The organism is Spirosoma sp. 48-14 (assembly GCF_001898575.1).
In the GTDB taxonomy this organism is placed as follows: Bacteria; Bacteroidota; Bacteroidia; order Cytophagales; family Spirosomataceae; genus Spirosoma.
This window is the reverse complement of sequence record NZ_MKUD01000010.1, coordinates 446,595-467,857: the sequence shown is the minus strand read 5'-3', so window position 1 is coordinate 467,857 and position 21,263 is coordinate 446,595. Positions and strand designations below refer to the sequence as shown.

The 21,263-nt window shown below is 48.9% G+C and carries 16 protein-coding genes; 5 read left to right on the top strand and 11 right to left on the bottom strand.

Translation table 11 applies throughout. The features are described 5' to 3' along the window. Nucleotides 1–7 precede the first annotated feature (7 nt). The gene (locus BGO59_RS10335) at nucleotides 8–835 is read left to right on the top strand and encodes a ceramidase domain-containing protein (protein WP_293683545.1); all 828 of its coding nucleotides are present in this window, start codon (nucleotides 8–10) and stop codon (nucleotides 833–835) included. Nucleotides 836–843: 8 nt separating this feature from the next. Continuing rightward, nucleotides 844–3,141 carry a HEAT repeat domain-containing protein gene (locus tag BGO59_RS10330; protein ID WP_293683544.1) on the top strand — a complete coding sequence of 766 codons (2,298 nt, stop codon included), beginning with the start codon at nucleotides 844–846 and terminating at the stop codon, nucleotides 3,139–3,141. Nucleotides 3,142–3,200: 59 nt separating this feature from the next. Here the strand turns inward: BGO59_RS10330 and BGO59_RS10325 are convergent, their stop codons facing one another. Together BGO59_RS10325 and BGO59_RS10320 are read right to left on the bottom strand one after the other, a co-directional pair. Further along, on the bottom strand, nucleotides 3,201–3,917 hold the full coding sequence (locus BGO59_RS10325; RefSeq protein ID WP_293683543.1) for a transposase: 717 nt from the start codon (nucleotides 3,915–3,917) through the stop codon (nucleotides 3,201–3,203). 60 nt (nucleotides 3,918–3,977) lie between these two features. Further along, nucleotides 3,978–4,202: a hypothetical protein gene (locus tag BGO59_RS10320; protein ID WP_293683542.1), complete on the bottom strand. Its 225-nt coding sequence runs from the start codon at nucleotides 4,200–4,202 to the stop codon at nucleotides 3,978–3,980. Between the two features lie 291 nt (nucleotides 4,203–4,493). On the opposite strand from BGO59_RS10320, the gene BGO59_RS10315 reads away from it, so the two are divergent. From BGO59_RS10315 to BGO59_RS10305, 3 genes are all read left to right on the top strand, one after another. After that, nucleotides 4,494–6,770 (top strand): alpha-L-rhamnosidase C-terminal domain-containing protein, encoded by a 2,277-nt coding sequence (locus tag BGO59_RS10315; RefSeq protein ID WP_293683541.1) that lies wholly within the window; start codon nucleotides 4,494–4,496, stop codon nucleotides 6,768–6,770. A 24-nt stretch (nucleotides 6,771–6,794) separates the two neighbouring features. After that, a complete protein-coding gene (locus BGO59_RS10310) occupies nucleotides 6,795–8,114 on the top strand; it encodes a Gfo/Idh/MocA family oxidoreductase (RefSeq protein WP_293683540.1) in 1,320 nt (439 codons plus the stop codon). A gap of 106 nt (nucleotides 8,115–8,220) precedes the next feature. Next, nucleotides 8,221–9,744 (top strand): arylsulfatase, encoded by a 1,524-nt coding sequence (locus BGO59_RS10305; protein ID WP_293683539.1) that lies wholly within the window; start codon nucleotides 8,221–8,223, stop codon nucleotides 9,742–9,744. Nucleotides 9,745–10,033: 289 nt separating this feature from the next. On the opposite strand, the gene BGO59_RS10300 is transcribed toward BGO59_RS10305, so the two are convergent. From BGO59_RS10300 to BGO59_RS10260, 9 genes are all read right to left on the bottom strand, one after another. Further along, entirely contained in the window at nucleotides 10,034–11,467 is a 1,434-nt protein-coding gene (locus tag BGO59_RS10300; protein ID WP_293683538.1) for an efflux transporter outer membrane subunit, read from the bottom strand. Continuing rightward, nucleotides 11,460–14,663, bottom strand: a complete 3,204-nt coding sequence (locus tag BGO59_RS10295; protein ID WP_293683537.1) for an efflux RND transporter permease subunit — start codon at nucleotides 14,661–14,663, stop codon at nucleotides 11,460–11,462. The genes BGO59_RS10300 and BGO59_RS10295 overlap by 8 nt, the downstream gene beginning before the upstream one ends. 25 nt (nucleotides 14,664–14,688) lie before the next feature. Continuing rightward, complete coding sequence (locus tag BGO59_RS10290) at nucleotides 14,689–15,780, bottom strand: efflux RND transporter periplasmic adaptor subunit (RefSeq protein WP_293683536.1); 1,092 nt, start codon at nucleotides 15,778–15,780, stop codon at nucleotides 14,689–14,691. A gap of 144 nt (nucleotides 15,781–15,924) precedes the next feature. After that, nucleotides 15,925–16,215: a hypothetical protein gene (locus tag BGO59_RS10285; protein WP_293683535.1), complete on the bottom strand. Its 291-nt coding sequence runs from the start codon at nucleotides 16,213–16,215 to the stop codon at nucleotides 15,925–15,927. Between the two features lie 335 nt (nucleotides 16,216–16,550). Beyond that, nucleotides 16,551–17,909, bottom strand: a complete 1,359-nt coding sequence (locus tag BGO59_RS10280; protein ID WP_293683534.1) for an ATP-binding protein — start codon at nucleotides 17,907–17,909, stop codon at nucleotides 16,551–16,553. Between the two features lie 62 nt (nucleotides 17,910–17,971). After that, on the bottom strand, nucleotides 17,972–18,643 hold the full coding sequence (locus tag BGO59_RS10275; RefSeq protein WP_293683533.1) for a response regulator transcription factor: 672 nt from the start codon (nucleotides 18,641–18,643) through the stop codon (nucleotides 17,972–17,974). 746 nt (nucleotides 18,644–19,389) lie between these two features. Continuing rightward, a complete protein-coding gene (locus BGO59_RS10270) occupies nucleotides 19,390–19,620 on the bottom strand; it encodes a hypothetical protein (RefSeq protein ID WP_293683532.1) in 231 nt (76 codons plus the stop codon). 146 nt (nucleotides 19,621–19,766) lie between these two features. Next, entirely contained in the window at nucleotides 19,767–20,090 is a 324-nt protein-coding gene (locus tag BGO59_RS10265; protein ID WP_293683531.1) for a hypothetical protein, read from the bottom strand. Nucleotides 20,091–20,502: 412 nt separating this feature from the next. Beyond that, the gene (locus tag BGO59_RS10260; RefSeq protein WP_293683530.1) at nucleotides 20,503–21,240 is read right to left on the bottom strand and encodes a LytTR family DNA-binding domain-containing protein; all 738 of its coding nucleotides are present in this window, start codon (nucleotides 21,238–21,240) and stop codon (nucleotides 20,503–20,505) included. Between the last annotated feature and the right edge of the window lie 23 nt (nucleotides 21,241–21,263).

Below are 21,263 nucleotides of genomic sequence, written 5' to 3'. Positions count from 1 at the left end.
AACAACTATGCACCGCCCCCTATTAATTCAGATACTTCTCCGCTCAGCGACAGCCACGCTATGGATGTTTGCCGGCTGGATTGGCTTGAATTCATCACTTCATGGAGATGTTTGGGCCGGTATGCAGGTCAGTAAATCGGCCCTGACGGTCGAGTACTGCGAGTTTAACCACACGGATCGGTTCTTTCATCAGCCGATGAATACGTACTCCAACCTGGCGTATTTCTTTTTAGGTATACTGGTGCTGCAAATTGCCCTCAGCGACTATAAAACAGCGGGGAAACAACCCAAAAACCGGATGCAGGCTTTCCCACTTTTATCGGCACTGACGGGCCTCTGTTTTATTTATCTGAGCATCGGAAGTGCCTTTTTTCATGCCTCGCTTACCTATATTGGCCAGCGCGTCGATATGAACGGCACCTACAGCCTGACGCTTACGCTGGTAAGCATTGGCCTCTACCATGTGCTGCACAAAATCAACTTTAGCGAATCAGCCAAACAAATCTGGCTGGTTGCGTTAGTGGTACTCATCGTTCTGTTCTTAAAAATTTCGTTGCTGATCCCCAGCGGCATTCTGCTCCCCGCCCTAATTCTCAGCTTACTGCTGCTGACCGGAATCAACTATTTCCAGTTCCGAAAAAAACGCTTCGGTTGGGTAGGAATCGCGAGTTTTGTACTGATTGTGGTGGCCATAAAGATTCGTACGCTGGATGTACAAAAGTTTGGCTGTAACCCCCATTCGCTGGTACAGGGCCACGCAATCTGGCATTTATTGACGGGGCTGAGTAGCTTTTGTAGTTATGCGTTCTTTCGTTTTACGAGATCTGATTCCTGAATCCCGACATGAAAACCAACTCATTACTCCTCGCCACCCTGGGCTTATCCGCACTGATTTATGCGTGTAAAGTGCAGATGAATGCTAAAGCGCCAACCGGCACCAGCACAATCGTAAGCTCAGAGGTCGTCAGTAAGGCCGAAAGCGACACCACACAACCGCTGGCTCCGTTTTCGATTGTCCCGCTTACGCCAGAGCAAAGTCAGCGAGCGTTTGTGTTGCCCCCCGGCTATCACATGGAACTGGTGGCCAGCGAGCCGATGATTACCGAACCCGTAGCCATTGCCTGGGATGGTGACGCCCGCATGTATGTGGCCCAGATGGAAACCTACACGCAGGATGCCGACGGCACCGGAACGAAGGATAAGAAAAGCCGGGTAATGCTGCTGGAAGATACCAACAACGATGGCAAAATGGACAAAAGCACCGTGTTCATTAAAGACATGCTGCTGCCACGTATGCTCCTGTGTGTCAACCATGAACTGTTGGTTAATGAAACGGACACCTATGACATTTTCAGCTACAAAGACACCAACGGCGACGGCGTGGCTGACCAGAAACGGCCCGTTTATGTCGTGGGCAAAGTAGCACCCGGAAACCTGGAACACCAGCGTAGTGGCCTGGTCTGGAACCTCGACAACTACATTTACCAAACTGTTGACCCGATTCGCTTCCGGTACGTCAATGGCATGCTCAAGCCCGATTCGCTTCATAGCGGTTCCAATGGGCAGTGGGGCTTAACCTACGACAATTACGGGCGGTTATTTTTCAGTCGGGGTGGTGGCGAAAACGCAGGGTCTGGCTTTCAGATCAACCCGAAATATGGAGCCCTGGAGTTTGCCGATGCTTACGACGAAGCTACCTTTAGCCCGGTATGGTCGCGGATTTCCAACCCCGAAGTACAGGGTGGCCCTCCTCGCCTGCGCCCCGACAGTACCCTAAACCATTTCACCTCGGGCAATGGTCAGTCGATATTTCGGGGAGACCGCTTACCCGCTGATTTAGTGGGCGATTACCTGATCAACGAACCCGTGGCACGCATTATCCGGCGGGCGAAGGTGGTTAATCGAGCAGGCAAAACCCAGTTGGAAAACGTCTATCACAACAAAGAGTTTATTGCCAGTACCGACTTCTTCTTCCGCCCTGTCAATACCTATACCGGCCCCGACGGACTGCTGTACATCATCGATATGAACCGGGGAATTATTCAGGAATCGAACTGGACGCAAAAAGGCACGTTTCTACGCAGCAAGATCGACTACTACGATCTGGCCAAAATAAATCAGCGTGGACGCATCTGGCGGCTGGTTCACGACGACTTCAAACCCGGCCCTAAACCTAAAATGCTCGACGTTCCGGCGGCTAGCCTGATCAAGTACCTGGATCATCCGAATGGCTGGTGGCGCGATAACGCCCAGAAGCAGCTAATTCTTCTCGGCGACAAGTCGGTCGTTTCTGACCTGCGGGCAATGGTTACGGGCCACAAGAACGCATCGGCACTCGGCCGCCTTCATGCCCTCTGGACGCTCGAAGGCCTGGACTCCATCGACAAAGACCTCATCAATGCGACCCTGACCGATTCGGATGCTCAGGTGCGTAGAGCCGCCATCTGGGTTAGCGAACGGTATCTTAAACAAAACGACACCGACATGATTGCCCGCGTCGGGAAGCTGATAGACGACCCCAATTATGACGTCAGAACCCAATTGTTATTGTCGCTGGGATCGAATAAAAATCCTCAGGCGCAGCAGATTGCGCAGGAAATTCTGATCCGAAACGCTGATAACGAGATGTTAAACCGGGTCAAAAAGAGTATCGACCGTAACGAAGACTCCAAGATATACGGCATGAAACTGGGGAGTTTCCCGGCACCAGACCGCAAGCTTATTGTAGCAGGTAGTGAGATTTACAAAGGTATGTGTTCGCCCTGTCACGGTGGCGATGGCAATGGACTACCGACCAACGCGGCCCCAGCCTTGCGGGGGGCCAAACACGTGAACCATGACCGGGACTTTGTGATTCGCATTCTACTGCATGGTCTGAAAGGGCCAATTGACGGGAAAGCCTTCCCCAGCGAGATGGCTTCGATGAAGGACAATTCCGACGAGTGGATTGCCTCTGTCCTGAGTTACATCCGTTACGAGTTTGTAGGCACCTCGTCGCGGGCTGTTAAAGGGCGGCAATCGGCGGTTATACAACCCGACGACGTAAAGAAAGTCAGAGAAATGTATGCTTCCAGTCGAGGAGCCTGGACGATTGACGAACTGGAAAAACTGATTATTCCCCCACCAACAGCCGCGAAATAAGCGCGGATTGCTGTATTGATACTACCTTTTTTGTCATGAACTGTGTCAAAAGTCAAGCTTTAGGCCAAATTTTGTTTGGGTAAGCCAAACCCATTGACAAACTTGACATCCTGTTTAACAACCGCAAATACCTGATGGATCAATTTATTCATGACCCCAACCATGGCCACTTTATGGCATTTACCCTTGGCCTGTAGCCGATCATAAAGTGCTTTGCAACTTAAATTGTACTTGCGGGCCGAGCGGGCCGCCATGTATAAAAGGCCACGAACATACCCTAGCCCAGTGCGGGCCATACGGCCCCGGCGACGAACCGAGCTGCCCGATTGCACTTGAGTGGGGGCAATGCCAACGAACTTAGCGACGGCTTTGGCCGACTCGAATCCGGCCAACCCATTGGTGACTGTGCATAAGGCTTGAGCTGAGCTTGGACCAATCCCCTTGACCCGTTGCATGCGCTCGGAGATGGTCTGTAATTCTTGCTGGCTCATCTGATCCAGTTCATCTTCGAAAAGGGCTATCTGAGTCAGATAACTTTGTTGTAAAACTAGTAGACTGGCCTTGACCTTCTGACTGGCCCGGGGATCAAAAGATAGCGCATGGAGTTGATTGGCGACGGCTTGTTGACTGATGCGCAGATTGTTGAGATGCTTGTGTTGCTGGCGAAGCTGGTGCAGCGACTCTTCAGCCAGTCGTGAGACTGGAGGTTGAAAGACCTGCCCATAGCGAGCCAGCAGAGTCGCGTCACTTCGGTCGGTCTTGCTGATGGCCTTCAAGGTGGTAGCAAAGCCTTTACTTTGACTAGGCGAAAGAATACTAAATGGACGATTGTGTAGCTACAATACCCAAGCCAGGCGAGCCGAATACGTGCCGGTATGCTCGAAAATGAGATGGCTATTGGGGGGTAATTGCACCACCCATTGCTCCAACTGATCGAGTTCATTAGGTAGGGTTTGGTAACTCCATTGAGGCTGCTCCTTAGCATCAGTGCCCATTGGGTAGCTGATGTGCAAGTGCTCTTTGCTGACATCAACGCCGTAATAGATGATTGACTGGTTCATGACAAAAACAAAAAATGGGTACGACTCATGCTCTCGACATCATTGTGAAACGGGCTGGTGGCCCACTGAACTGTCCGGGTTCCATGAGATTGGCTGTCCAGGCTACCGATCATGACAACCGGTCTTTGTGACCATCCCGACGTAGGTATGAACTGGACAACCAAAGATTATTTGTTCAATGCAAACTTACAATCCCGACGATAGGAGGAATCTTAAGCCTTTCAGAGTTAGAAACGAATGAGATCCCTCCTATCGTCGGGATGATAAAATACTCTAAATAGCTTATAATAAATGCATAGAGCTTTATTCTATTTTTTCATCACAGGCATTGTAAACTTCGCCTATGGCCAATCTCTGCCTGCCCCGGTACAACTCCGGTGCGACCTTTTGGCCAATACCCAGGCTGTCAGACAGCGCGGTTTGTCGTTGTCGATACCTCTGGCCGAGGCCAGTAAGCAGCCGGGCCAGTACCAGTTTGCCAGCATTACCAGCAAGCAGCCATCGTTTAGCTGGGAACTAGAAAAACAGTTTCCACAGCAATCGGCGTATCGTCTGTTGGTGGCCTCTTCTCCGGCCTTACTAGCCCCCGGCAGAGCAGATTACTGGGACTCAAATCGCCAGAAAGCGAAACAAACCAGAACGACATATGCCGGTAAACCACTTGTAGCCGGTACAATCTATTACTGGACGGTTCAGGTATGGAATGATAAAGGGCAAATGACGGCTTTTTCTAAAACGGCTTCGTTTTATTATGGGGAACCAGACCCCGCCGAGCGTTTTGCCTATTACCCGCTGGTAGCCGAGCCGCAAATACCGCGTCTAATTCATAAAAAGAGTCCGGGAACTTACTTTCTGGACTTTGGTAAAGACGCCCTTTGCCAGTTAACGCTTCGGCTCGACAGCCCTACCAACGATACGGTTTGGGTAGAAGTGGGCGAAGCTGTAGCTAGCCCTTACACCATTAACCCTAAAGCCGGGCAGCGTATTCGTTATCTTAAAACGGCTTTGCCGGTAAAACAGGGCACTCATGCCTATAAGATTGACTGGCCAGTCGATGCCAAACGCAACAGCCGCAACCCGGTGATAATGCCCGACTACATTGGCGAGGTGTATCCCTTCCGTTACGTAACGGTCTCGAACGTAAAAGGGGCCTTCGATCTGTCGTCGGTAGAGCGAACGATGGTGCATTACCCATTCGACGAAACAGCCGCCAGTTTTACTTCCAGCGATACGATACTGAATCAGATTTGGGACCTCTGCAAGTACTCCATAAAGGCCACGAGCTTCACCGGGTATTACATCGACGGTGACCGGGAGCGGATTCCCTACGAAGCCGACGCGTTGATTAATCAATTGTCGCACTACGCCGTCGATGCCGAGTACAGCATGGCCCGGCGTAGCATGACCTACCTGCTGTATCACCCCACCTGGCCCACCGAATGGAGCCTTCAGAATGTGCTAATTGCGTGGAATGATTACCTCTATACGGGCGACGACCGACTGCTGCAAACGTATTACCCTGAGCTTCAGAAGAAAATTCTGATGCCACTGGCCGGGCCAAACAGCCTCATCAGCACCCGGACCAATAAGCAAACCGACGACTTTCTGACCTCGATCCATATTACGAAGCTATTCGATGGTCGGCGCGGCCTGCACGATATTGTCGACTGGCCCCAGAACGGCGAGTACATTAGCCCTGAAAAAGAACATAAAGGCGAAACCGACGGCTTTGTATTTACTACCTACAACTCGGTTATCAACGCCTATTACTACCGAAATCTGGTGCTTATGCAACGAATCGCCGAAGCCTTGCACAAGCCCGACGATGCCGCTTTCTATAAAACAAAGGCGCAGGAGGTCTTTTCGGCGTTCCGAACGGTATTTAGAGATGAGAAAACGGGCCTAATTAAAGACGGTGACGAAACCAGCCATAGCTCGCTTCATGCCAATATGTTTGCGCTGGCCTTTGGGCTGGTTCCGGCGGAAGATGTGAAAACCGTTTGGGAGTTTATCAAAAGTCGCCGGATGGCCTGTAGTGTTTATGGTTCTCAGTTTCTGATGGATGCCCTGTACGATTCTGGTATGGGCGACTACGCCTTCGATCTGCTAACGGCCACCACGCAACGAAGCTGGTACAATATGATTCGGGTTGGTTCAACGATTTCAATGGAGGCCTGGGACATTGCCTTCAAACCCAACCTTGATCTCAGCCATGCCTGGGGAGCGGCTCCGGCCAACCTGATTGTCCGAAAACTAATGGGGGTTGAGCCACTAACACCGGGCTTCGACACGTTTCAGATCAAGCCCCAGTTAGGTCGTTTGACTCATGCCAATGCCACTATCCCCACCATAAAGGGAGCCGTGACGGTGGCCATACAGAAAACGGCGGATACTGAAACCCTGTCGGTAAGCGTGCCGGGAGGCAGTAAGGCTACGATTTATATGCCGCAGTCGGCTGGAAAAACACGCCTATTTTTGGATGGGAAGGCTATTAGAAATCACCCCGATAATGGCTTTCTCGTAGTAAACGATGTTGCCCCAGGGCAACATGTAATTGAGTTAAAGTAAATGACTAAACCCCTTCAAAAACATATGGAAGAAAAACACGCTCTTAACCGCCGGGACTTTATCGGCAAAGCAGCCACCGCAGCGGCAGGCTTCATGATTGTCCCCCGTTTCGTATTGGGTGGCAAACGGCCCGATGGATCGAAGTACCTAGCACCCAGCGACATTATTTCCCTTGGCTTTATCGGTACGGGCAAGCAGGGACGAGGGTTGACCTCTTCGTTTCTGGGTACCAACGAGGCCCGGATTATCGCCATCAGCGAAGTGTATAAAGCCAAGGCCCAACTTACGTTGGACCGCATAAAGGCTTACTACGAAAAGACCCCGGATACAGGCAAGTATTCCGACATTCCGGTGTACAATGATTTCCGGGAACTGCTGAACCGCAAAGACATTGATGCCGTCGTTATTGCCACCCCCGATCACTGGCACGCGGCCGTTGCCGTTCGGGCGGCCGAAGCCGGGAAAGACATTTACTGCGAAAAACCACTTTCGCTGACCGTGAAAGAAGGCCGGGCTATGGTAAACGCCACCCGAAAGCATAACCGGGTATTCCAGACAGGTAGTATGCAACGGTCATGGCCGGAGTTTCGGCAAACGGCGGAACTGGTGCGGAATGGCTACATCGGTCAGATTAAACAGATTAAAGTAAACGTTGGTCCCCCACCAAAGCCGTATGATCTCCCCGCCGAAACCATACCCGAAGGACTCGACTGGCCAGCCTGGTTAGGCCCCAACGAACCCGTAGCCTTCAACTCCGAACTAGCCCCACCGACCTCCAAAGACGTATTCCCCAACTGGCGCAACTACCGGGAATTTGGTGGCGGCATGGTCACCGACTGGGGTGCTCACATGTTCGACATTGTGCAGTGGGCATTGGACATGGACAACAGCGGCCCGGTCGAAGTGATTGCGCCCGATGGCAAAGACCACCCTTTTCTGACCTACAAATATGATAACGGTATTGTAATGACCCACGAAAAGTGGGACTGGAGCAATGCTATCCATTTCATTGGAACAGAGGGCGACATTAAAGTACAACGCCGGAAAATTGAAACAACGCCTGCTTCACTGGCAACGAAAGTAATCGGTGACAACGAAAAGCATGTATACAAAAGCGAGAACCACTATAAGGATTTCCTCGACGCCATGCGGAAGCGAAGTAAGCCCATTTGTGACGTCGAAGTTGGTCATCGTACGGCTTCGGTTTGCAACATCGGCAACATTGCCTACCGTCTGAACCGGGCACTGCAATGGAATCCGAAGAAGGAGCAGTTTAAGGGCGATGCCGAAGCCAACGCCTTGCTGGGCCGCCCGATGAAAAACGAATGGGCCATCAGGATCTAATCGTTTAAACCACGCATTTACACTGAGTTTTAGCACAGAGTGGCACAGAAAAACTCGGTGTAACTCCGTGTTAAAACTCAGTGCTACTCCGTGGTTTAAACAAACAATGAAGACTCTTGCTAAACTTACCTGCCTTGCGGCTGTGTTGCTTTCGCTGGCCCTGACAACTCGGCCCGAAAAGAAGCAACCGCCCAACATTCTCTACATCCTGGCCGATGACCTCGGCTATGGTGACGTATCGGCTTATAATCCTGCCGGCCAAATCGCTACGCCCAACATCGACAAACTAGCCGCTCAGGGAATGCGGTTCACGGATGCACACTCCCCTTCGTCGGTCTGTACACCAACCCGCTACGCAATCCTGACAGGCCGATACCCCTGGCGCAGTCGCCTACCTGTGGGTGTATTGCGCGGCTACAGCCGAACCCTGATCGAAAACGACCGCGCTACAGTAGCCTCGTTCCTGAAACAGAATGGCTATCAAACTGGCGTGGTTGGTAAATGGCATTTAGGGCTCGACTGGGTTCCGAAAAAAGGGAATGAACAGTTGCTGGCTACCGAAAACTACGGTATCAAAACCGAAATGGATACCGCCGTGATCGACTTCTCGCAGAAGCCAACGCAAGGGCCGAATACCGTCGGCTTCGACTATTCCTACATTTTGCCAGCCTCGCTCGATATGCCCCCCTACTGCTACCTCGAAAATCAAAAGCTAACCGAGCAACCCACGGGGTATACCAACGGCAACAAATTAGAGTCGGGTTATACGGGGCCGTTCTGGCGAGAAGGCAAAATGTCGCCGTCGTTCGATTTTCAAGAGGTACTGCCCACGTTTGTCCAGAAAGCCAACGCGTTCCTGAAGCGGCAAACGGCTTCCAAACCCTTCTTTTTGTACCTGCCTTTTGCCGCACCGCATACGCCCTGGGTGCCTAAAAAAGAGTATAACAGAAAGTCGAAAGCCGGTGAATACGGCGACTTTGTACAGCAGGTTGATGCGGCAGTCGGCGAGGTATTACGCACATTGGAATCCTCAGGATTGGCCGAAAACACCATCGTCATTTTTGCCAGCGATAACGGTCCCTACTGGCGCGAAAACTTCGTGAAGCAGTTTAACCACCGGGCAGCCGGTGAGTTTCGGGGCATGAAGGGCGACGCTTTCGAGGGTGGGCACCGGATTCCGTTTATTGTGCGTTGGCCCGGCAAAGTGAAGCCCGGAACTGTCAGTGCCGCCACAACAACACTGGCCAATCTGATGGCTACCTGCACAGACATCCTCGGTACCACCAAGGCCAACGTTGCGCCAGAAGACAGTTATAGCATCCTTCCGGTATTGCAGGGCAAAGCCAAACAGGTGCCGAACCAACCCGCCGTAGTACATAGCTCATCCATTGGCTTTTATGCCATTCGTAAAGGCGATTGGAAACTGATTGAAGGGATAGGTTCTGGCGGCTTCACCGAACCCAAAGAAGTTAAGCCGAAACCCGGCGAGCCCGTTGGTCAGCTCTACAATCTGGCCACCGATCAGCTCGAAACAACGAATCTTTACCAGCAGAACCCCGAGAAAGTCCAGGAATTGACCGATTTATTGACGGCTATAAAACAAACTAAAACGAGGCTAGCCAGCCATTAGGGCAATCGCTAGAAGTTGTCCATTTAGTCATTTTACGGCTTTTTTCCATTTAGGGTGAGGGCAGATTTGAGAATCTGCCCTTAGTAAGGTTTCTCAAAACCGAACGGTTCGTCTGGCTCGGTTTTGAGAAAACTCACGGGTCAGGTTATAAGAACCTGCCCTCACGAACGCAAACAACTTATTAATGTATTGCGGAAGCGTGAATTCTTTATCCAGAACTACATAAGCACAAAAGCCAGTCGACTTCTGTCAACTGGCTTTTGTGCTTATGTAGGCGTTACCGCTTTGCTTATTTCCAGCCACCACCCAGCGCCCGATAGGCATTAATCTGGGCATTCATTTGCTGTTTCCGGGTTTCGATCAGTTCCATACGCGCTTCCAGTACATCCCGTTGTGTTAGCAGAACTTCCATGTAATCCGCTCTGGCAGACGTAAACAACTTGAGCGATATGTTGGTCGATTGCGTAAGGGCCTGCACCTGGTTATTTTTCGAATCGTACTTTTTTTGCAGGTTATCGATGTTCGACAACTGGTTGACCACTTCGATATAGGCATTCAGAACGGTCTTCTCGTAGTTGTAAACCGACTGAATTTGCTTGGCATTAGCGCTCCGATACGTGGCTGTGATCTCGTTTTTATTCACGACAGGCCCAATCATATCGCCAACCAGTGAAGCAACCAGCGCTTCGGGCGTATAGACCAGATAGAGAGGGTTGTACGCCATGATTCCCAGAAAGCCCCGAAGTGTCAGCGACGGATAAAAATTGGCTTTCGCTGCCGCAACACTCAGTTTGTTCGCTTCCAGATTCCATTCCGCCTGTTTGATATCGGGCCGATTGGCGAGCAACTGCGAAGGCAACCCAGCCTGAATCAGAGAAGGAGTCAGATTGGCAAATATCTGCGGATCACGTTGCACGTGCTGCGGAAACCGACCGACCAGGAAGTTGATCCGGTTTTCGGTTTCTACAATTCGCTGCTGTATCTCGTACTGGAGACTTACCGTTTTGGCAACCTCAGCCTCGAATCGACGAACGGCCAGTTCGGTTACTTTAGCCGCTTCTTTTTCCTGTTTGGTAATCCCCAACGCATTGTTCAGAATAACAATGTTTCGCTGAATGATGTCGAGCTGGTTATCCAGGGCCAGCAGTTCATAGTAGGAATTGGCAATTTCGGCAACCAGATTGGTAACCTGAAAATTCTTCCCTTCGATCGACGCCAGATAGCTGGATACGGCTGCTTTCTTCGCATTCCGTAGTTTGTGCCAGATATCGATCTCCCAACTGGCCGTAGCCCCAAAGTAGAAATTTGGCAAAACGGCTGGCGTTGGTACACCCGGTTTAATTTCCGACACCTCATCGGCTGCTCCCTGACTCGTGTAGCGGGACACCTTGTCGGCACCGGCACCACCACCCAGGCTAACGAAAGGCCGATAAGCCCCCGCTCTGGCGAGTACTTCGTTGTTGGCAATCTGAATTTCCTGTAACGTGATGTTCAGTTCCTGGTTATTATACAGGGCCGAATCGATCAGGGCCGTCAGATAAGGGTCCGTGAAATACTCTTTCCAGGGCTTCTTACCCGAGTTGGTGGAATCCTGCGAGCCATTATAGCTCGCAGGTACTGATTTATTTTCTGTTTTTGTAACCAGACGAGGTGTAGTGCAGGACGAGATGATCAGGATAGAGAACAAAATCCCGAAGCAACTCCATATTCGTTTATTAGTCATTTACTTCGCTTTCTTCAGGTTGGGGAAACTTATCGACTGAATGAACCAGATTTTCGGTTAACGAATCATCCTCTTCATCCTTAATCATCTTACGGCCATCCGCCAGATTACCAAAGATGTAGTACAGGCCGGGGATGATGATAACCCCGAAAACGGTTCCGAATACCATGCCACCCATAGCCGACGCACCAATGGTACGGTTACCAATAGCGCCTGCTCCCTTGGCCAGAATCAGCGGGATCAGACCGGCCACGAAGGCGAAGGATGTCATCAGAATCGGTCGGAAACGAACCTTAGCCCCTTCAATGGCTGCATTAAGAATGGTTTCGCCCTGCTGCCGTTTCTGAACGGCAAACTCTACAATCAGTACGGCGTTCTTACCGAGCAGCCCCACCAGCATGATCAGACCGATCTGGGCATAGATGTTGTTTTCCAGCCCCATGGCTTTCAACAGGAAGAATGAACCAAAGATACCGACGGGCAATGAGGTCAGTACAGCCAGTGGAATGATAAAGCTCTCATACTGAGCGGCTAGTACCAGGTACACGAAGGCCACCACAATCAGGAACACATACAAGGTTTCGTTACCACGAATCGACTCATCGTACGACAACCCCTCGAAGGCGATGTCATACCCTTTGGGCAACGTCTTGGCCGCTACTTCCCGAATGGCTGCGATGGCTTCGGCCGTGGTATACCCTTTAGCAGGTTGCCCCTGAATAGCCGCCGAATTATACAGGTTGAACCGGGTGATCTCGTTTGGTCCTTGTCCTTTTTTCAAGGTCATGAACGACGAGTAAGGCACCATTTCGCCTGCTTCGTTTTTCACGAACAGCTTTAACAGATCGGATGGCAACCGGCGGAAACTCGGGTCGGCCTGTACGTATACTTTGAAGAACTGGTTGAACTTGATAAAGCCCTGTTCGTAGGTACTACCGATCATGATGTTGAGGTTATCCATCGCTTTTCCGATCGATACACCTTTCTGCATGGCCAGGTTGTTGTCGATTTCCAGTTCGTACTGTGGATAGTTGGCGGCAAAGAACGAGAACAAAGCGGTCAGCTCTTTCCGTTTAGCCAGGTTATCCATGAACTCTTTCTGGATTTTATCGAACAGGTGGTAGTCGGTATCCGTGTTTTTATCCAGCAGACGCATTGAAAAACCACCCGATGTACCGAAACCAGGAATGGCTGGTGGCTCGAAGAATTCGACTGTCGCGCCTAATCCTTTTGATTTGGCCTCCAGTTCCTCCATGATTTCCTTCACGTTCTTATCCCGATCGCCCCAGGGCTTCAGGTTGATCAGACAGGTACCGGCATTGGAACCCCGTCCTTCCGTCATGATCTCATAACCAGCTAGTGACGATACCGACTCAATACCCGGAACCTCTTCACATATTTTCTGAAGTCGTCGGGATACTTCATTAGTTTTTTCCAGTGTCGAACCCGGAGGGGTCTGGATAATCCCGTAAATCGTACTCTGGTCTTCGTTCGGGATAAAGCCTGCTGGCAGAATCTGGTTCTCATAGGCAATTCCTAAACAGAATGCGGCCAGAACCAGGAAGGTGACGACCCGGCGATTAACGATCAATTTCAACAGACTTACGTAGCGACCCGTCATCTTTTCAAAGCCACTGTTGAAGCTGTCGAGCGCTCGGGTAAACAGGTTCTTCTTCTTCGCGTGACCGTGATGATTTTTCAGCAGCATGGCGCACAACACCGGCGTAAGCGTCAGCGCGATGAGGGCCGAAATCACAATGGAACTAGCCATCGTAATCGAGAACTGTCGGTAGAATGTACCAACCGGACCTGACATAAAGGAGATTGGCAGGAATACCGACACCATCACCAGGGTAATGGCGATAATAGCGCCACTGATCTCACCCAATACTTGCCTGACGGCACCAAAGGGCGTCAGGTGCGGCTTTTCCTCCATCTTGGCGTGCACCGCTTCCACCACCACAATGGCATCATCGACCACAATCCCGATAGCCAGTACGAGGGCAAAGAGCGTAATCAGGTTAATGGAGAGCCCAAACGCCTGGATCACAAAGAAGGCCCCCACCAGCGATACCGGCACCGCCAGAATCGGAATCAGGGTAGAACGCCAGTCGCCCAGGAAGATAAACACCACCAGAGCCACCAGGATAAACGCATCGCGCAGGGTGTCAATTACCTGCTCGATCGACGCATCCAGGAAGTTCGATACGTCGTAGCTGATTTGGTAATCCATGCCCGGAGGGAACGACGTTTTCATCACCTCCAGTTTCTTTTTCACTTCTTCAATTACGTCGCTGGCATTACTACCGTAGTTCTGCCGCAACACAATAGCGGCTGAGGCCTTGCCATCCAGGTTCGAATAAATGTCGAAGAATTCACTACCCAGCTCTACCTTGGCAATGTCTCGTAAGTGGATGCTTTCGCCCTGTGAGTTGGCCCGAATAATAATCCCCTCATACTCTTCCGGCTTGTTATACCTCCCTTTGTAGGTAAGTACATATTCCAGCGATTGAGCGGCAATACCGGAGCTTTGGCCAATCCGACCCGGTCGACCAATGATACTTTGCTCGCCAATGGCCTTCATCACTTCTTCCACCGAGATGTTGTAAGCCCGCATACGCTCTGGATTCAGCCATACCCGCATGGCATACCGACGGCTACCCAGGATCTGCGCCCGCGCCACACCACGAGTCCGCTGAATTTCAGGGATCATCTTAACGGTAGCGTAGTTGAACAGGAATTTTTCGTCCATGCTCTTTTCCTTCGAATAGAGATTGACGTACATCAGCATACTGGGCTGAATCGGTGTAATAATAACCCCTTCCCGCTGTACCAGTTCAGGCAAAAGCGGCATTACCTGGTCAACCCTGGTTTTCACCCGGATAACGGCATCGTTCGGGTCAGTACCAGGCTCAAAAATGATCCGCAGGGTAGCTTCACCGGCGCTGGTCGCATCGGTGGCTATATACCGCATGTCCTGCACCCCGTTGATGGCCTGTTCCAGCGTAATCAGCGTGGATTTCACCAATACGTCGGCACTGGACCCAGGATAGGCAATGAATATGTTTACAGTGGTAGGCGCAATATCAGGAAACTGAGAAATCGGTAATTTCTTAATAGCCAATACACCTATGAAGACGATCATTACCGATATCACTATAGCGAATACGGGTCTTCGTATGAATTTACTAAACATGTCTTCTGGTTTTTAGTGTTGCTGGTTATTCGGCATATAATTCCAGATGAGAAATAACGGACTCAGGCTGAACGAATTTGTATGCTATCTTTTGATTTTCCCGTACCTGCCGTAAGCCTTCCAGAAGAATCTTGTCGTCTTTTTTCAGCCCCGATTTAACCACGAAGATGTGTGGTAGTTCGGCAGCTATTCCGATTTCTCTTGATCGAACTTTGTTGTCTTTATCGATTACATAGACATATTTCTTTTCCAGAACCTCGAAGGTTGACTTCTGCGGAATAATGAGCGCGTTTTTCAGGGGTAGGGTCATGAGGATATTGCCCGTCTCGCCGTGCCGCAATAAACCGTTGGGGTTTGGGAAAGTAGCCCGGAAGGCAATGTTCCCCGTCTCATTGTTGAAATCGGCTTCAATGGTCTGAACGGCTCCTGGACGGTTGAACACCTGGTTGTTGGCCATGAGCAGATTTACATGGTTCAGGTTTTCCTGTTGAGCATGGGTTTTATAATTCAGGTACTCGGCTTCCGGCACATTGAAATACACCCACATCTGGCTGTTGTCTGAAAGCGTCGTCAGCAAATCACCCTCATCGACCAGGCTCCCCAATCGTACCTGGAAGTGGTCCATGATGCCATCGAACGGTGCTCTTACCTCCGTAAAGCCCAAGTGCACTTTGGCTAACGATACCTCCGCGTTTGCCTTGTCGAGTTTTGCTTTTGCCAGCGCCAGTTCATTTTTCGAAACAATGTTACTGTCGGCCAGGGCTTTTGTGTTTCGGAACTCAACCCCGACGAAATTGGCTTCGGCTTCGGCCTTCTGTAGTTCAGCCTGGTATTGAATAGGCAGAATCTGGAACATAAGTTGTCCTTTTTTCACATACTGCCCTTCGTCTACGAAGATCTTCTGGAGATAGCCTTTTTCCAGAGCCCGTAATTCGATGTGCTGGATCGATCGAATCTGACACACGTATTGATTGGTGATCGTCGTGTCTCTTTGCAATGGACTGGTAACCGAAAATTTGGTTTCCTCTTCCTTCTCTTCTTCTTTGTGTGAACAGCTTGTATGCCCCAGCAATACAACTAAGCTCATCAGCGTGAGCGCGAAAATTCTATTCTTCATAATCTTTCTTTACACGTAAATGACAGTTTTTTTAAGGTGGGTATCGATCACGCGGATTGGCTGTTTACTTAATAAAACCGTTTAGCGTATTATAGTCACGAGCGGTCGGTAGCCTGCGTTGATGGGTTTAACTTGACACACTTTTTATTTTGATAAAGTATGTCGAACGGTGGCAACTTTATTGGGTGGGGCGTTGGGAGCCTGTTCAAGCTGACGAATCAGGCTGTCTTTCTGCTGGTTAGATCGTTTGCATTCCAGGAGTTGCTGTTGCCAGTCAACACGGTCCAACGGATGAATAGAATTGGTCAATTCGTATTCGTAGGTATTCCGCAGGTGATTTTGCTCATACAGCAGGACCCCATTATACACCAGCGAAAGGGCCAGTGCCAGGCCAAGACCGTAAAGCAAAATGGATGGGAAATACCGGCGTTGCATAGCTTATTTATGCGTTGAGCTACACAAATGAAGCAAGCCAACATTAAAACGGTATGAGAGTGAAATTAAAAACTATTGGAAAGATTATAATCTCAACCCCATATTTTGGACTAAATCAAACTATTATATCCAATAAATACTATTTTATATTTTAATGAGCCTACATTTTGATTAAACTTAAGCGATTGGCTTTAACTAGATTAAAACGAGATTAAAGGAATAATTTAACTTCTTACTACAAATTTCAGGATATATACCTTGAAAATAGCCTTGTCCGTTACGACTAAGTCTGTAAGCAACCTTCTTACAGATAAAATCATGCTCCGTAGTAACGATTAGATCGGACTTGGTAATCGTATCGTAACAGACGTTCCCTGAGTCATAATGGAATGTATCTGAAGACTGCCCTGGTGTAAGTCAATAATTTTTTGCGTTACCGCCAGCCCAATACCGTATCCTGGTATGCCCTCTACATTTTTACCCCGGTAAAGCGGATCGAAAATATGGGTTATATCACTTTCAGAAATACCTCGCCCCCGGTCGGTTACGAATATACTAATCTGGCCATCTTTGGCCTGCAATTCAACATCGACTGCCTCGCTGGAATATTTACAGGCATTATCCAGCACATTCAGAAACACGGTGGTTAGCAGCATGGTATTTCCTTTAACCGTAAACGCTCCATCGTCTCCGATGTCCTTGAATTGAAGTGGAATAGTTCGCCCCGGATATTTGACTTGCACCTGACTGATGGCTGTAAGCAGACAGTCATCAACCTGAACGGTCGCAAGGGGAACGGGGCCATCAGTTACCTTGGCTAAGCCAAGCAGCCCATTCGTCAGGGCGATTACTTTCTTAAGTTCTTCAATAGCCACCTCCATACTTTCCCGCCAGTCGGCCGGGTTCTGGTCGTATCGAAGTGACGTTTCCAGCGTGCCCAACGTGTTGGTTAAGGGCGTTCGGAGTTCGTGAGATGCGTGAGAAACAAAACTACGCTGGGAAACAAAGGCATCCTCCAATCGGAAGAGCATCTGGTTAAAGGTCATGGCCAGTTGCGCAATTTCATCGCGCTGATTCCCTTCATGTACGCGTTTATGCAAATGCGTGGCCGTAATCTGCTCAACTTCATCCACGATCTGCGAAATAGGCTTTAACACCCTACCCGAAAAATACCATCCAGCCAGTACGATAAGTGCAAAACCCAGCAGGTTAGCCAGTAACAGAATTTCCTGTAAGGCCCCCAGTTTGGCAAACCCAATACGGTCGTACCCGGACGCGAAAATATAGAACGTTTGGCCTCGATCCTTATACGGAATTACGATAGACTCAAGGTGGCCAATCTTAAACTCAAACAGGGAGTTGGTTGCCAGCAGGGGAATTTTTTCTTTGTAATAATCCGATTCTTTTAAGGTTCGGTTGGTAAATACCAGATTGTGTCGTTGATCGAAAATACTGATCTGCTCCTCTACAATTGTCAGTAAATCGGTCCGCACCATGTTCTTAAAAAAGTCATCATGCAGATGCCGTCGGGAGATCAGCACCCGACCGGCCACACGGGCTTTCCCTTCCAGCCGACTGTAAAACTCTTCCTGACGATACAGTGAATAAAAATACCAGACCAGCAAGGACAGCGTGATCTGAATAGCCATTGCCAGCAGCGTAAAAATGATTGTCAGGCGATTGCGAATGAGCATGTGTTTGTCGTTTTAGCAAGGTGTAGCGAGTAATTTTACGCCCAGCCCCCGCTCCCTGCACTTTACTCTTCCCGAAGCACATACCCCATACCGACAATTGTATGCAACAGTTTGGGCGAAAAGCCTTTATCTATCTTTTTTCGTAAATAACTGACATACACGTCGATCACGTTGGTACTACTATCCAAATTGAGGCTCCAGACTCGCTCGCTGATGTCGACCCGAGATATAATTTTGCCTTTGTTGAGCATCAGGTATTCCAGTAGCGCGTATTCACGGGTAGTCAGGTCAATACGTTTGCCCGCCCGGATCACCGTTTTAGTGTCCAGATTCAGTTCAAGATCAGCCAGTTGAAGTCGTTGTTTCTGCTTAGGGCCGTTCCGACGGGTAAGTGCCCGAAGCCGTAAAAGCAGTTCCTGAAATTCGAATGGTTTAGCCAGATAATCGTCGGCCCCGGCATTAAAGCCGTCAGTTTTATCAGACAGACTATCCAACGCAGTCAGCATCAGTACTGGTACGATTTCATTTTCAGAACGAATCAACTGGCATAAATCAAAGCCATTCAGCAATGGGATGTTTACATCCAGAATAATGATGTCATAAATATCTCTGCGAAAATGCGACAGCCCGGCGCGACCATCGTAGGCTACATCAACTTCGTACCCCTCAGCCGATATGCCTTTGCGGATAAACGATGCTAGCCGCTCTTCGTCTTCAACTAAAAGGACTTTCATGAAAAGATAGTGATGCGGCTACAGGGTATCCCCTACAGTATCTGGCTTTCCGCAATCTAAACGCTACTTCCCAGCCGACCTGGAGAACCTACCCCTACCCCAAAATGTTGTTCACAAGCTATAAAGTACAATCTTAGTACGTTTTTCTCTACGAATCGGATTTTTATTTTCACTCAGCCCCCAAGGATACGAATTTCAGGCCCCGAGAAATGCTGTACAAATAACAAACTAGTCACAAAAAACGCTGGTACCAAAGGCGCCAGCGTTTAAAACCTAACCCATAAGAGCTTACAGAAAGGCTTTCACCGATCTGTAATCATGGGAACCAAAACAACAACCGGGCCATATCTGACAAAAAACCAGTATTCCAGCGTTTGATTAGTATACGGCCTCGTTTTTTATCTATCAGCGTAGTAAAAATTCATCGACATACTGTCTGACATTGGTAGCATAAAACCATCGTCAATTGTTAACAATGACGTCTGTAATTCTATTTCCATTTACCTGTGCGGAAGGGGAATCAATTCTAATAGGCCAACATCGCTGGTCAAGCAAACGCCTAAAAAAGAACCAGAGAGTTAATACGGACATTTACTGATCAGTGCCTGGGGCAGACGCCTGATACAAATCAGGCCGTATCTAATACATACGGCCTGATTAACTCCCACCATTCACTAAATGAATTTATTACAAAAATAACATATGATTGTCATTTTTCGTACATAAAATCCATATACCCTTACGATTTAATTCGGATTGACGATAGGTAATTTCTCCGGCTGCGCCGGAAAGTTGATCAACTTTAGCAGGTAAAGTAAATCGGAGAACTGAATGATGGGCAGCGTAAAATCGTCAAAGAAAAAAATGCCGCTCTCGGGCTCCAGATGGCCTAAAAAGTCTTTATAAATGTATTTCGGCGGTTGACCGGGTATCCACCGAAAACCTAAGCCAATCAGTAAATCGTGCGTTATTTCCATTCGTTCAGATTGTTTCCTCTAAAACACCATTTCCGCATTTGAGTTAACAAATCTGGCTATTTACAGCATTTTCGTTACCTAATATCACTCGGGCAGTGGCTGGGTTTATGGCTCAACCTGTCTACCTACCATTGTCCGTTCATTTTTTAGGAAGTCAACGTATTGAGAATTCGCTCGATGGATTTCTTAATCTGAAATGACTCCAGTAACAGATTCTCGTCCGTTTCTATGGAAGGCATTATTTTAGGACCTCGCCCAGTCAGTACATATCGCTCCGATAAGGTAGGTAACGCTGAACACAAAGCGAAGAGAACCCCCGTCGAAATCGTAGTTTGACCAGCCTTATGTGCATACAGTATCCGGCTTTCGATACCAATTAGTTTGGCTGCCGAGTGGATGTTGTACCCCTGAGCTTCTAGAGCCTCTTCCAGCCATTTGCCATTGATGGCTGATTTTCGTCCTTTATTCATTCGTTTCAACCTATAGCTCCTCAATGGTGGCAAATCGTTACCCACAAAAAGGGTTTATCTAACCAGACAAACCCTTCTACACTCCTCTTACTTGAATCCTGTATAAAATCTAGTCTACCTGACTTCGATCTGGAAAGTTGAGTAGTTGCCTGATTTCGTTTTCCACCCATTCACACTTGTTTTACGGCAGCATGAGCGTCTCCGTTGCAGGCTTTTATTGACTTTAAGCCAAGTTTAACCTGAGTACAACCAGGATTTACCGCCAATTGAATCAATAAACAGGCACAGGCGCTCAAAGCGGCCTAATCATGAATAGGTAATGCTACGAAATGGCCGGACGTGGTTCAATCCGAATTGAGTAGTTGACGGTATTGAGCGGGTAATTGGTAAGAATGAATGAGTAGCAATACCCCTAGTTGAATCGATTTAACAGCACTTCTTTTCGGCTCCTTGAAACCGGAACGGACGAATTATCACTCATGATAACATACCCTCCCTCCCCGCGTATATAGCGCTGCAACTCGTCAAGATTAATAAGATGAGATTGGTGAACTCGTAAGAATCCATCCCCGGCCAATAGTTCTTCAATCTCTTTCAGCGTGCGAGACACTAGTAGCGATTTGCCAGTCTTTAGTACCACATGGGTATAATTGTCATCTGCTTCACAGCGAATAATTATATCGGTCGGAATCACATCGAACCCATGCGCCGTTGGCAGGGCAATTTTTTGACGGCCTTTTTTTACACCCAATTTTTCGACCAGTAGTTCGATCTGCTGGGCCATCTGCGCGATGGATTTTCGCTGTAACTTGCCTACCGCCTTCTGCAAATCATCCCGATCAATCGGTTTAAGAAGGTAATCCAACGCACTGAATCGGATGGCTTTTATAGCATACATATCGTAGCCTGTGGTGAAAATAATGGCAAACGATATAGCATGCAGTTTTTCCAATAACTCAAATCCATTCATCAGCGGCATTTCAATATCCAGAAACAACAAATCAGGGGGTGTTTGCTGTAAGTATTGGAGTCCTTCTATTGCCGACGGGAAGGTAGCGACAACGGTTACGTCAGAACAATATTTATCCAATTGCATGGATAATGTTTCCCGGCAGTGTTCTTCATCGTCAATAATAACGGCTTTGATCATCCTATTTGTCAGAAAGGCAGATA